General features: G+C 61.0%; 12 protein-coding genes and 1 pseudogene. 7 read left to right on the top strand and 6 right to left on the bottom strand.

The genetic code is table 11. From position 1 onward, the window contains the following. The 3 genes from U0C82_RS18500 (at position 1) to U0C82_RS18490 (ending at position 4,155) form a co-directional block, all read left to right on the top strand. On the top strand, positions 1-3,030 hold the full coding sequence (locus U0C82_RS18500; protein WP_322189285.1) for a hypothetical protein: 3,030 nt from the start codon (positions 1-3) through the stop codon (positions 3,028-3,030). Positions 3,031-3,127: 97 nt separating this feature from the next. Next, a complete protein-coding gene (locus U0C82_RS18495; protein ID WP_322189283.1) occupies positions 3,128-3,517 on the top strand; it encodes a DUF5681 domain-containing protein in 390 nt (129 codons plus the stop codon). Further along, positions 3,514-4,155, top strand: coding sequence for a hypothetical protein (locus U0C82_RS18490; RefSeq protein ID WP_322189281.1), 642 nt, complete (start codon positions 3,514-3,516; stop codon positions 4,153-4,155). Before U0C82_RS18495 ends, U0C82_RS18490 begins: the two co-directional genes overlap by 4 nt. A gap of 1,197 nt (positions 4,156-5,352) precedes the next feature. Here U0C82_RS18490 and U0C82_RS18485 read toward each other — a convergent pair. The 3 genes from U0C82_RS18485 to U0C82_RS19000 are packed head-to-tail and all read right to left on the bottom strand — an operon-like array spanning position 5,353 to position 8,923. Next, complete coding sequence (locus U0C82_RS18485; protein ID WP_322189279.1) at positions 5,353-7,680, bottom strand: ATP-binding protein; 2,328 nt, start codon at positions 7,678-7,680, stop codon at positions 5,353-5,355. Then, the gene (locus U0C82_RS18480; protein WP_322189277.1) at positions 7,677-8,702 is read right to left on the bottom strand and encodes a winged helix-turn-helix domain-containing protein; all 1,026 of its coding nucleotides are present in this window, start codon (positions 8,700-8,702) and stop codon (positions 7,677-7,679) included. Before U0C82_RS18480 ends, U0C82_RS18485 begins: the two co-directional genes overlap by 4 nt. Continuing rightward, the gene (locus U0C82_RS19000; RefSeq protein WP_416186726.1) at positions 8,702-8,923 is read right to left on the bottom strand and encodes a helix-turn-helix domain-containing protein; all 222 of its coding nucleotides are present in this window, start codon (positions 8,921-8,923) and stop codon (positions 8,702-8,704) included. The genes U0C82_RS18480 and U0C82_RS19000 overlap by 1 nt, the downstream gene beginning before the upstream one ends. A gap of 153 nt (positions 8,924-9,076) precedes the next feature. Between U0C82_RS19000 and U0C82_RS18475 the strand changes: the two genes are divergently transcribed. Genes U0C82_RS18475 through U0C82_RS18460 form a run of 4 tightly spaced genes read left to right on the top strand, consistent with a single transcriptional unit; the run spans position 9,077 to position 10,890 of the window. Beyond that, complete coding sequence (locus U0C82_RS18475; RefSeq protein ID WP_322189276.1) at positions 9,077-9,421, top strand: hypothetical protein; 345 nt, start codon at positions 9,077-9,079, stop codon at positions 9,419-9,421. A gap of 11 nt (positions 9,422-9,432) precedes the next feature. Beyond that, positions 9,433-9,615, top strand: a complete 183-nt coding sequence (locus U0C82_RS18470; RefSeq protein ID WP_322189274.1) for a hypothetical protein — start codon at positions 9,433-9,435, stop codon at positions 9,613-9,615. Between the two features lie 41 nt (positions 9,616-9,656). Next, positions 9,657-10,436, top strand: coding sequence for a hypothetical protein (locus U0C82_RS18465; protein WP_322189272.1), 780 nt, complete (start codon positions 9,657-9,659; stop codon positions 10,434-10,436). Between the two features lie 4 nt (positions 10,437-10,440). Next, positions 10,441-10,890 carry a hypothetical protein gene (locus U0C82_RS18460; protein WP_322189270.1) on the top strand — a complete coding sequence of 150 codons (450 nt, stop codon included), beginning with the start codon at positions 10,441-10,443 and terminating at the stop codon, positions 10,888-10,890. Positions 10,891-11,849: 959 nt separating this feature from the next. On the opposite strand, the pseudogene U0C82_RS18455 reads toward U0C82_RS18460, so the two are convergent. From U0C82_RS18455 to U0C82_RS18445, 3 genes and pseudogenes are all read right to left on the bottom strand, one after another. Next, a pseudogene (locus tag U0C82_RS18455) lies at positions 11,850-12,029 on the bottom strand (ATP-binding protein); the annotation flags it as partial. Between the two features lie 27 nt (positions 12,030-12,056). After that, the gene (locus U0C82_RS18450; protein ID WP_322189269.1) at positions 12,057-12,584 is read right to left on the bottom strand and encodes a redoxin domain-containing protein; all 528 of its coding nucleotides are present in this window, start codon (positions 12,582-12,584) and stop codon (positions 12,057-12,059) included. Between the two features lie 250 nt (positions 12,585-12,834). Next, a partial coding sequence (locus U0C82_RS18445) for a c-type cytochrome (RefSeq protein ID WP_322189267.1) occupies positions 12,835-13,254 on the bottom strand: 420 nt, incomplete at its 5' end.

Raw genomic sequence — 13,254 nt, 5'->3', positions numbered from 1 at the left:
ATGGCAACGCTTGACCAACTCGGAACAGCCCTCCGCAATGCTCACAATGCCGGCGACGAACAAGCCGCCCGTCGTCTTGCAACCGAAATCAAACGGATGAGGGTAAGCCCGCCAAGATCGGCGAGCGAAAACGAATCATCCCCGCAGTCTAGCGGCATGGCCATGAACGTGACGGCGGGCATCAACGAAGGGCTCTATGGCACCCTCGGCGCTCCGGTTGATGCTGTGCGTGGAGCAATCAACCTCGGTATTCAGGGAGTCAACGCGGCGACCGGCACCGAGATCGGGCAACTGCCGGATGACAGCTTCATGGGCTCTCGATGGATCGGCGAGACGCTTGGCTCGGTGAGCCCGGCGCTCGATCCACAGAACACGATCGCGGCGACCGAGGGAGACAGGATCGCCCGAGGTGTCGGGCAAGGCGTCGGCTACACGGTTGCCCCGGCCGGGGCGGTCGGTGCGCTCAGTCGTGGCGGACAATTGTCGGGCAAGGCACTCGATACCGCCACCAAGTTGGCCGGAGGCACGGGCAGCGTCGGCAGCGTTGCGGCGAACGCCGGTGTCGGTGGTGTTGCGGGTGGCTCCTCGATGGCCGCAATGGAAAACGCCCCGGAAGAATGGAAGCCGGTTGCGGGTCTTGCCGGCGGTCTTGTCGGTGGCGGGATTGCAGCAATGGCGGGCACGGTGCCGGGTATCGCCCGAGAGGGATCACGCGCCGCTCGCAACTTCGCTCTCCCGATGAGTGCGGGTGGGCGGGAGCAGATCGCCGGAGGCCGCATTCGCAATGCCGCACGCGATCCCGAAGCGCTTCGAGAAATGCTTGATCAGGACATTCCGGATCTCGTGCCCGGCTCGAAGCCGACGACGTTCCAGGCAACGGGTGACATGGGCATCGGTGAACTGGAGCGGGGTGCGGCGACGAAATATCCCGGCCGTTTCGGCGAACGTCGTGCGACACAGAATGCCGCGCGGGTCGATGCGGTGACGGGCGTTCAGAAGGTTGGCGCTCCGGAGCAGGTAGCCGGCGCGGTTCGGGCTCGATTGGCGCAGATCGACGAGGCGACACAATCAATGCTCGACGAGGCCACAGAGGCCGCCAGGACGCGCACGAACGCGATAGGGCAAGGTCGGAGCCCGGAAGACGCTGGCGACGTTCTACGGGGCTCCCTGGAGGCCGCAAGGGCACAGGCAAAGGCTTCCGAGTCCACGCTATGGCAAGCGGTCGATCCAGACGGCACGCTGATGGCGCCTGCGAGCAAGTTGCGAGCCCAGGCTTTGAAGGTGCTGGAGAGCATGCCTTCCACAGAGCGACGGCCCTCAGGTGAAGAGGCCGACATCTTCTCGGCGATCGGCAACCTGGGCGAAGTCGCCCCGTTCTCCGACATTGCGGCCATGCGGTCCCGGTTGAGCGATGCCCTCAAGATCGAGCGCCGGACGAACGGCGAGACGCGCACTTATCGCAGACTGTCGATGCTGCGAGGGGCATTGGAGGACGATCTGTCTGCTGCTATCTCTACGAAGGTGGCGCAGGAAGCCGATGCGGTCGCCGCAGGGCAAATGGAGATCAGCGAGACCCTTTTCGCGAACCTTCAAAAACAGCAAGAGGTATGGTTTGCCGATCGACAGGCGACAGCTCGGAGTGCAGACGGTGGAGGCATTCCTGGCGGATATGGAGCCGGCGGACAGGCTTCCGTTCCTGGCGTACGCGGAGCAGGTCGCCAAGCGCGAGGGGAATTTAGAGCAGCTTCACGCGATCCGCGACTGGCGGGCTCAGAACCCCAACCCAACTTCGACGAAGCCGCCCGAGAGCGCCTGACGGCTGCCACCACGGCCACCCGTGAACGCGCCGGCACCTTCGACAATCGCCAGCTCGGCCCGCTCCGTCGCCGTCCCGCACAAAACGCACCTTATGACGTCCCCGCCTCGGCCGTGCCCGGGCGCGTGTTCGTGCCGGGGGCAAGAGGCTTCGAGACAATCCAGACCTACCGAAATGCGGTCGGCGACGATGAAGCCTTTACCGCTCTCAGGGACTTTGCGACCGATCGCCTTCGTCAGGCTGCGCTGCGCGATGACGGAACCCTCGATCCGGCGAAGGTCACAGCATGGCGGCGGGTCCACGCTGACGCGCTCCGTGCGTTTCCCGACCTAGACGCCCAATTCGCAGATGCGGCCACCGCGTCCGACGCCATGGCAACGGTTGCCCGACAGCGGAAAACGGCACTCGATGAAGCGCAACGAAGTGTCCTCGGCAAGTTCGTCGGCGTCGATCATCCGGACGACGTGACGAGCACGATCGGACGCATCTTCGGCGCACAGGATACCGTGAAGCGCATGGCCCAACTCCGGAGCGCTATCCAAGGCGATGCAGACGCCGAGGCCGGGCTCCGCAAAGCGATCGTGGATCACATCACCACAAGGTTCGTCGGGAACACCGAGGCCGGCACGTCAGGTGTGGGAACGGTCAAGTCGGACGGTTTCCAAACCTTCGTAAAGCAAAACCGATCGGCCCTGCGCACGGCGGGCTTCTCCGATGACGAACTGACCCTCATGGGGCGGGTGGCCGAAGATTTGCAGCGGGCGAACCGCTCCGTGGCATCCGTGAAGAACCCGGGCGGCTCGAACACCGCACAGGACCTGATGCAGGTGCAGAAGGAAGACAGCGGCAAGACGGTTCTGGCGAAAGTCATTGCCAGCATGGGCGCGCCTGGCGCGGGTGCGGGTGCAGGCTTTGCGGTCGGTGGCGGCTTCGGTGCGGCGGCTGGTGCGGTTGGGGCCGGTGTCATCGCTGAAATGCGACGGCAGGGGCTCGAAAAGGTGGACGACCTCATTGCCGACGCCCTCCTCAATCCCGGCCGCGCTCGGGTGCTGCTGTCGAAGGCAGGCACACCGAAGCAGGAGGAAGGGCTGATGAACGTGCTAGCCCGGCTCTACCGCCAGTCGGCTGTTCCCACGGTGGCTGTCTCCACCGATCCACTTCGCCGGAGCGATCTACCACGGACCGGTGATCGTCGGACGGGGGCTCGCCCTTGAGGATCGGCGATCGTATCCGCGCCGCCCTGCCGGCAGCGCTGACAGCGGCCTCCATGCTGGCGGTCGCTGTCTTCGTGTTCATCTGAAGGAAACTGGCATGAACAACGCACTGACACGCGCAGGGCATGGGGCTGATAATACAGCCGAGAAACAGCCGGCCCATCTGCGCGACGATCTCAAGTTCCAGCCTGGTCGGTCCGGTAATCCGAGCGGCCGCCCCAAGGGTGCGCGAAACAAGCTCAGCGAGGCATTCCTCGAAGCGCTGGCGGCCGACTTTCACGAACACAGCATCGAGGTCATCAAGACCGTTCGAGAGGAAAAGCCGGACGTCTACATCAAGGTCATTGCAAGCCTCCTGCCCCGCGACCTGAACGTCAACGTGAGCGATCTGGGCGAATTGAGCGACGAGGACCTGAGAACCCGCATACGCGATCTGGAGGAAGCGATCCGGCCATTCCTTCATGGAAAAGACGAGGTGATGAATTGACCGACACGAAACGGGCTACAGCCAAAAAAGCCGCCACGCGTCAGACATCGGAGAAGGCCGAGAAAGGCCTATTGCGGCTCGTTGACTCCCCGGACGCGAAGCACAAGGCGTTTGCTGGAACAACGAGTGAAGCCTTTAACACGGTAACGCTGAACCAGGCGTTCAATTCAGTCTGGTTGGGGGCGTCACCAGACCCTGAGACATACAACATGCTCGTCGGCAGCGCAGCCGGCGCCATGATGAACATCGCCCCGAAAGACGCCATCGAGGGCATGCTCGCAGCGCAGATGGTCGCCACTCACAATGCTTCGATGGAGTGCTTCCGGCGTGCCATGCTCCCGGAGCAACCGATGCAAGGGCGGGAGATGAACCTTGCGCAGGCGAACAAGCTGACGCGTTCCTACACCACGCTCGTCCATGCGCTCGACAAGCACCGAGGCAAAGGCCAGCAGACGGTTCGGGTGGAGCATGTGAACGTCTACGACGGGGGACAGGCCATCGTCGGGAATGTCGGGGCGGATGAGCGAGGTTCGTCGTCATCCTCGACGGCACCCGCAGCGCTGACCCAATGCGCAGATCAGCCGTTCGATGTCGCATCGCTGGCCACCCGGGGGGAGTTCGTCAAACATGACGCCTAACCCCATGCACGCGGCTCCTCGATGCTGCGCCTACGCGCGCACCACTGGCTTCGCATGCCGATCGCCGGCTATGGCGAATGGTCGATGCCGTATGCACGGCGGGAAGTCGTCTGGACCGCCGAAGGGCTCTCAGAACAACCTGAAGCATGGTCTGCGATCGGCCGAGTTCGTCGCGCGGCGGAAAGCGGCGAACGACGTTTTGCGCGAGAACCGCGCGATCGTGCGGGAAGTGATGGGCTGATCTCGGCCAGGACATTCACGCTCGATGAACAAGGTGCGGCGCCCGCAAGGGCTGTTGCCATGAGGGCAATGCCTATGGGCGCCCTCAACTTCCGGTTCCCGCTTTAGCCGGGTTTCGTGGGTAAATCGGCTTGAAAGCGCTGGCTAGCAAGGGGAAATCGGGTTCCCGCTTTGACGCTAAGTTTGACCCGCTTCCTCAATCGAAGATGCGGACCGGATGGCCGAAAAGCCGTAGTCGGATCAGGGCTAAAAATCCATGTATCGCAGGGGGTTCGACAAAAAATAGGCGGTTTGGAATCAGCCCGACTTTGTGCGTTTATGCGCTTCGGTTTCTAACTCCTCGCTGCCCGCGCCCGGACAAATGTCTATTCCATGGTTCGAAGGGATCAAGATTTCCTTGATACCCAGATCGTCCCTCGCGCGCACGCGCGCGCGTACTTGGTGGCAAAATTGCTGGATCGCACCTCGCACACGTGTTCGAGATGAAACCCGGCAGAACGACAGCTCGGCAACCGTGGCGATTTCCCCCATAGATGGGGGAGCCCAGCCGGTTGAGGGTATGGTGACTTCCCCCATACCTTTTGTCTGAAGCGCCTCACGTCGTGCGTGCGAAACCCCACGAACACCCCCGTTACTCCGACACACGGCGTGCCCGCTTCGAACGGTACGGCGTGCCCCTGGAAGAGGCTGGAAGCTTCCCCCAGACCAACCATCCACCGGGCTCTCCGCACCGGGTGCATCGCGGTTTTCTGCCGACGTAGGGCCGGCGAAGCTCGTCATGCGTCATCCTGTCGAGATCGAGCCAGGTATCGCGGCCGCACGGATGGCATGTCGCCTTGATGGTCCCGCCGATCGAACGAAGCTGGCCAAGGGTGCCATCAGGATATATCGAGCCATCCTTTGCCATTGCATCAGCCATATTTTTCACTGGTCACACCGTACGCACTGAAACCGGGGTCAGCGGCTCGCGGCCTTTCGCGCCTCGGCATCGACGAAGGTGCGCCATGGCTCAGAACGATGGTTCGAAAGCCATTGGCGGGTGGCGTCGGATAGAGCGGCGGCGTCGGGCTCTTCAATGCCTTCGAGCGCCGATCTGACTTGCTGGTCGATCCGGGCCTCACGAAGGACCCGTTCGGTAATATCGCGCCGAACATGGTCTGCCGTCCGATCGCGCATTTCGCTTTTAATTACTTCGACAGGCGGGACGACCTTCTCGCCCTCGTGCGCCGCCATCTTGCCGTCAAGCCATTCAATGAACTGCGGCGTCGTCATCGCGTTCAACTCGATGCGCTGCGCCATAAGCCATCTTTGCCACTCCGAACCATCTGGGCGGTCAACCACATATCGAGCGACGGCGCCTTTCCGATCACGAGCGTCTATCCGCTCGATCTCAAGGCCCATATCGATCGCTTCCCATGGGTCGAGGCCAAGATTGACGATTTCCACGGTGCGCCGTGTCGGACGTGCTCGCGTCTCTTCCTGAAGGGTTTGATAGATCATTGTGCCAGCGGCGTCGGCGTCATGAATGCAGAACACCGTGATAGGCTCGCCATCGGCGTCGAGGAGGTCGAGAAGATCCTTCACCGCCCGCGTCGTGTAGCCCTTGCTCGTCAGCAACGCGCAGTCGTGGCGCTCGGGCCATTTCGCCGACTTCAGAGCCTCGAAGGGGCCTTCCTTCTCGATGTAGAGCACCTTGTTGAAGGTCCACGAAGGGCGTTCGTAATCCTCGACCGCAAGGGTTCCAAGCGGAATCGTCCGACCTTCGTGCGGGTGGTAGAGCGTCCCTCTTGGATCTCGATACATGCCCGGAACGTCACCGTTTTCAGTCTCGTAATCGGTGATGATACCTTCGAAATTCTTGTAGGAGAGTTCGGCACCGGTCGCGGCGATCACGGCAGGGCGAAGCACATAGAAAAGCTGACGCTGGTTGAACCGGTAGAGGCCGCCGCCGCTCGCCTTTTCAACAGCCTCTTGCACGTTATCCAGAACGACCGACTTCGCCGTTATCCGATCTGATGCGGCTACCTTCGGAAGTGCTTTCTTGGCGCGCCTCGCCGCGTCCTTCACGGCCTTCATGATCGCGAAGGCGAAAGGCTCCAGATCCGGTTCCTTGCCGTCCGTGGTGATCGGGCAATAGGGCGTGGTGACATTCAGATAAATCGCCAAGCCTTTGCCTGGGGATTCGATCTCATGGGACAAGCCGCACCCATATAGTTCGATCTTCCCCTTCTCTCGGTACGCCCGAACATTGCCGGCGATCGGAGTTCTGTTCACGGTAAAAGCCGTGGTCATACCGGACTCGTTCTTGGCTCCTACCCAAGCTTCGACCACGAACGGCAGAAGAGCCGTTGGTTCTCTCGCCCCGGTTTGGAATTCTCCTCGCTCGACGGCGTGAGCTGTCGGGAAGCCGTAAACATCACCAACCAAGCCAAGACGTTTGGGATTTACCGGGGCGGAGGCAGCGCGAGCGGCATCATGAAGGTTTGCAGCATCATCACGGGTCATCGATGCGCAGGACCGTCCTTTGAAGGCGGCCGCTACCTTGCCAGCCTTAGCGCCACTGCAACCGTCAAATTCGGCTATGAGATCGCGAACTGTGCGATCCCCGGCAGCCTGAAGAAGTTCGTAGAAGGAGTCTCGATCGTACCAGTACGGCGATGATCGCCCGCCGTACGACTCCCCGACATTGAGCCTCGCAGCTCTATTCGCCCAAATCTCCGGATGACGAATTTCATCTTTAGGCATATCCGCGCCGAAGGTGATCTCGATCGTTGTACCCGTGGCGTGGTCGCAGGGCTCGGCCTTGGCAATGGTCGATCCATCGTCCTGAGGCTTCAAGACGAGGCGTGTGTTGCGTGTGCGGACTTCAAGCGCCCCACTGGACGCGATCACGCTTCCCGCCACCACACGAAGCCCGTTGCCCATCGCGCCACGCGTGGGCATCCGGCGAAGCTTCGAGGATGCGAGCGGGCGGTTGATGCTGAACAGGTGAGGGACAATGGCCGGATCTATGCCGGGGCCATCGTCCTCAATTGCCCATCGATCGCCCGTGTCATCCAGTTTACGGACCCTGACGTTCCCGCCGGCGTCGAGTGCATTATCGGCAAGCTCCTTTAGAACCAGCCTTCGAAGCTGCGAAACCGGCACGCCCGCCTTCTGGGGCAGGGTGTTGATCGACCGGAACAGGGTCCAGTCGGCACGCTCGAATTGAAAATCTGATAAATTCGAAGGGGCAATTAGGCTTGCCTCAGAGCCGAGCGTGATCTGCGGATTTTTCAAACTCACGGCGTTGTCGCCTCCGAATTAGTAGCATTCCGTTTCCGGCGCCACGTGTTCACCGTCTGAGGGCTGACGCCAATGCGGCGTGCAATCTCGCGATCGGAAAGTTCGGGATGGGTGTCCAACATGGACAGGACGGCCGCGCGCTTCTGTGCGTTCGTTGTTGGCACTGAACGCTTCTCCGTCTGCCGTTCGGCGTAGGCCTTCCGCAAGTTGGCAAAATCGGCTTCGAGGCGATCGAGAAACGGATCTTTGCGTTCAGTTGGGTCGATCCACTCCCGCTCGAACTCATAGCGCTTCCAATCAAAGCGAGCCTGGATGTCAGACCACGACGTTGCCGGGCGACCTTCGTTCAATTCCTTTTCCAGCAATGCGAAGCGGCATTCGACCTCAGGGTAATGGCTCCACTCACCACCCGAAAACAAAGCACGGTCCCGGCGCAGCCGTTCCCAAGCCTTCACCTCTTTCAATGCCGCGTCCAAATTGGACGGCCATGGATAGGCGTTCGTGACTGCTTCCCGGATGGCAGGCGTGATGTCTTCGAAGTACCAAGTACCGAACTTCGGCGTTTTCCCGTCCATTGTCTTCGGGAAGCGATGCCGCGTTCCGTCGTCGTCGGTCCAGTATTCCCAGGTTGCCAGCGGCTCTATCGCCTTATCAAGCGCGGCTTCCTGTTCGGTTCGGGCGAAAAGCGCTTCCTCAGAACCGTAGCGGGCCAAGACCTCTTCCCGGCAAATATCATCACGGGACTTCCGTTCGGCCTTCTCTCGCGCTTTCTGTGCCTTCCAGCCGGGCTCCTTCTCTTCCATCCAGTCATCGAAGCCCTCGAAGAAGTTGAAGGGCTGTGCCTTTGGCTGAGCGTCCAAACTGGACACCGCCTGCTTCAGCGTCATGCCCGCCTTTGAGGCCATCGCCTCGGCGCGGGCTCGGGCCGCCGATCGCTCCCCATCGGTCGCGCCGCCATTCATCAAGGAATGAACCTTGGCGAACTTCGCGATGTCCAATTTGGACGACGCCTGAACGGCCATCAGGTGCGATCCTTCCGAAGCCGGACCCCTGCACCTTCACCGTTGCTTTCGATGAAAATCACACCGGCTCTTTCCAGCGCAACCCGAACGGCTTGCACGTTGTCGCCAGAGCTTCTGCCAGGGCCGAGCTTTTCCATCCGCTTGATAGTCGGAAGAGACAAGCCAGAAGCTTCAGCAAGCTCGGATTGAGACCACCCGATAAGGCCACGTGCCCCTCGCATTTGATTTTCATCTATCATTTTGCCTCGCTTCAAAAACCTATGAGCCCAACATACGACACTTTCTGGATATTTTAATAGCCCAATAGGTTTACAAAAGGGATAAGGTGTAATACAAAAAGGATAACGAGACCAAAAAAACGAGACCGTTATTCGATGATCGTCACTTTCACCACCACCGACCGCGCCGAGATCATGCGCATGGCATGGGCTCACTACCGGGAAAACCGCTTCTCAATGGGCTTCCGTGCGACGGACGGGTTTCGCGGCGATCTGTTCGGGCGCTCGCTCAAGCGGGCATGGAGCATCGTTCGGAACCGCAAGATCCGTGAAGCCGATGGCACTAAAGCCCGCATCGAGGCCTATCTCGCCGACGCCGCTCGCCATGATGCGGAAACCGTTTCGCGCCCCCTGACGCCCGCCGAGAACGAAGCCCTCTACTGGTCCACGATGCCGTTCAAGCAGGGCGCATCGCTCCGCATGGCGGGGCTGGCAGCGTGAGGGCCGGGACGATGAACCGCGAAGCCCTTCGAGCCCTATGGGAAGCCGTCAACTGTCTCGGCGCTCCCGACACGGCCTGCATTACGGATCGCGCTCACGGTTACTGCGCGGCGATCGGTGACGTTCTCGAACTGATCGAAGCCGAGATCGCAGAAGCCGACGATCGACAAGGCCCGCACGCTCTCGCGGCGTAGGCGCCACCCACCTTTCCCCACCCCTCAAAATGGAGATCACCATGAAACTCGCCCCTATCGGCGTTGCCGGCGAAGCTTTGTCCCGTCGCGCCTTCCTCGCATCCACCTCGACGGCTCTTGTCGTCTCGACCGTTCCCGCGATGGCTTGGACTGCCGACGCTATCTCGACAGAGGCCGGCGACCGTCTGGAGCGCGTCATGTTCTTCGAGGCTGAGATCGCACGGTTCAATGAAGAAAGGGCCGGCGCGGTTTCCACTCTGCCGGCATGGGCGAAGCCCGGCCTCGACACCATGGACAGCGACGGCGAGCGCGTGGGTCGGCTATCGTACTGGCCGGAAATCAAGGACGCCACGCCTCCTGACGGGCGGGGCGTCTATCGAACCATCCGATACCCTCTTCGCAACATCTTCAAGAGAGCGCTTCTCCTAGAAAGTCATCTTCCAGTCGGGCACTCGCATCGCGTTCAAGCAAAGGTCCGTGCGCACGAAATTGCTCGGCAATGGATCGCACGAAGGCGAGAGCAGGAAGCTGAGCATCGGAAGGCCGGAATTTATCGCATCGATGAGCAGATCAACGACTTGTTCGACCGCATGAATGAGGACGAAACGTGGTTCGTGCATCACGGTGATAGAACCGGAAACCTCGACATCATCGGAGCCCGGCTTTTCCTCGGCCTTCGCAGCACAAGAAGCCTCGAAGAACCAGAGCCATACGAGCTTGATGGCATGGCGGTCGCGGTTCTGCGCTCGATCGCTGGCCGTCTGACGGGGAAAACCCGCGACATCATCACGAAGGCTCTCGCCGACGCGCAGGAGGAGTAAGCCAATGTCTAAGTCAACGAAGACGATCGCCGACCTGATCGCCGAGCGCACGGCGCTCTATGAGGCTCACATTGCGTCCGGAACGCCCGATGCACCAAATGGCGCCATGCCGGCGATCATGGATCGCTATGACGCCATGACTTCCGCGTGGCAGTCGGCACCATGCCAAAACCTCGAAGACATCATGACGAAGGCTCACTTCGTGCTGAAACACCGGAACGTTCTCGACACTCTGCGCGACAACGAAGGCGAGCTGGAACGCTTCCTGGGATCGTTCACTCTTGCGAAGGAGACGTGCGACCTTGATCGGCAGGACGCCATCGACACCGCGTATAACCTGATGGAAGCCGTGATCCTCATGGCGCAGGGGATGGGCCTCGATTCAGTCCAGATGAATGCCCTCGCCCATGTCGCGGAGGCCGCACAAAACCAGCTCGACAAGGCGCGTTCGTGACACTCGCCCGCGTCATCATCCTCCGCGCTTGCCTATGGGCGCGGAGGCCCTGCGTCCCGCCATTCCCCTACATGGGCAGGCTTTGCATTGCTCTCGCCTTCCTCACGGCGGGCTTGATCGTGGCGCGGATCGGCGATGGTCTGGCGACGGTAGCGGAGTGGATCGCCCCGGAAATGGCTGGCAAGACCTAGCGACGGTGCCGACAGTAGGTTGCGGCGGCAGACTAGATGGCGGGCGACCGCCCTTTTTGTTCGATGCGAACTAGGTAGGGACGACCCTAGTAGGTCTGGTGGTGTCCCTTTTAGGTCCAACTTGGACGGAAATTTCTTTACTGGAATGCAAAACAGCTACCGGTACCGGTAGCAGTTTCCTGTGATCTTCAGCGCGGGCCGAAGGTGTCACGATTTCCGTGATGCCTCGACCTAGATCGCTCGCGTGAGTTCTCAAATGTTAGAGAATGTTAAGGTTCAGGCGACTTCGGGCGGGCACTTATCGGAAGTTTCATGTCTCACATCGCCACGGGCTCCCGGCGAAACTATCAAAGTGGGTCCGCCCCTACCTTGATAAGGCATCGCATCTCGCGCGCAGGAGCGAAATGAAAGCTAGTGGGGGCACCCCCACCTGCACGATTCGAGTTTGCGCATCTCACGCGCGAACATCAGGACGCCCATAACCTGCCTGCCAGTCAGGGTATGGTGATTTCCCCCATACCCGTCATGATCCCCGCGCAGGTTCCGCCTTTCCTCGTCTAAATGCCGGGAAATCTGGCATTCAACCAAGGTGCGCGCGGGCGAAGATGAAGGAAGGAATCAGGAGTTCCTTGATACCCTCGGCGACCTGATCAGCTTCACACCATCGGTGGAAACCTCTCACGAAGGCTCCGGCGCGGCGCAGGCGCGAGGATGAACATTAGGGTGGGTGCCCCCACTAAAGGTTCGCAACTACCGGAGCTTTTGCCGTTAAGCGGCGCAAGCAGGCCTAAGAGGCTCTGCATTTTGAGACGGGTCATGGTCATAACACGATCGGCCAGAACGAACTTCAAACTGGATTAAGCCGAAGCGGCGCTTTTCGCGAAGCTGGTAGCTATTACCGCGAATCGTGATGACGCTCGGGTGATGAAGGAGGCGATCGAGGATCGCAATGGCGACGACCAGTCCCCGCCGAACTTATGCAGCAAGCTTGCCCCTGATCGGGTAATCGTTCTCGATAATGAACGAGAGACCCTCGACAAGCCCATCGATCGTCGGACGGGCGAACGGAACGTTCTGCAGATGCAGCGAGTAGAGCGTCCCGTCGGGCTTAATCACCGCGATCCCGGGTTCGGCAAACCGATCCGGCTCGGCATCCTGCTCCTTCTGCGACATGAACAGGCCCCATTCGCGGGCGCTCTTCTCGGTGAGCCCAAAGCCGATCGAGAGATTGCCGATCGACCATTCTGCCTTCTGCTTCTCGGCGCGTTCCTTCTCGTCCATCGATACCACGTGCGCCGTGACGCCGATCTCGTCGAAGGCGTCGAGCTTCTCGTTCAGCTCTTCCAGCTGCTTGCGGCAGATCGGACAGTGGAGACCGCGATAGAAGAAAACCACCGTGAAGTTCTTCGGCCTGTCGGCGGCGATGTCGATCGCCTTTCCGCCAAGCGCCTCGACCGTGAGGCTTGGCGCAGGCTGTCCGGGTATGGGTGTCGTGTGGGACATGATGAAAGATCTTCACTTCGGTGTTGTCGTAAACAGGATGAGAAAAAGCGGGTACCGGTTTTCCGCGCGCATCCTGCGGAACAAAGTCTGGCAAGCGCGGCGTTCGATCCGATCGAATGCTATCGCGCTCCAAGAGCGAGACCTATAAATGCGGAGCCTGCTTGTCAAACAGCCCGCTTCGAATCCTGCAACCGGAAGGAGCGAACCGCTTGACGGCCCGATCGACCTTTCACGCTTGAACCGAGGCCGCTCAGTTTTCTGGCAGCGTCGCCGTCACCTCGATGGCGGCATACCAGGCGGCGAGATCGGCGATCTCCTCGTCGCTCAGTCCCTCGGCGATGATCGACATCTGCTGGTGCTGGCGCGCGCCGGACTTGAAGGCCTTCAGCTGCGCCGCGGTGTAGATCGGACTCATGCCGGCAAGGTTCGGCGCATCCGGCGCGACCGCGATTCCGTTCTGGCCGTGGCAGGTCGCGCACATCCCGGCCGCGGCCCGGCCCGCCGAAACACTGGCGGCGGTGGCGGGCCCGGAGGCGAGGATAAGGAATGCGAGCACGGAACGGGCGGCCGAACGCGAGGTGATCATGATCTGGACTTTCGAGCGTTGAGGACGGGAACGGCGGTGCGTGCCATCGGCCGCACCGCCGCGCCTTTCAGCGGACCGTTCCCG

It is taken from the genome of Fulvimarina uroteuthidis (genome assembly GCF_034321785.1).
GTDB classification, from domain to species: Bacteria; Pseudomonadota; Alphaproteobacteria; order Rhizobiales; family Rhizobiaceae; genus Fulvimarina; species Fulvimarina uroteuthidis.
The sequence above is the reverse complement of the archived record's forward strand: the minus strand, read 5'-3'. Positions and strand labels throughout refer to the sequence as shown.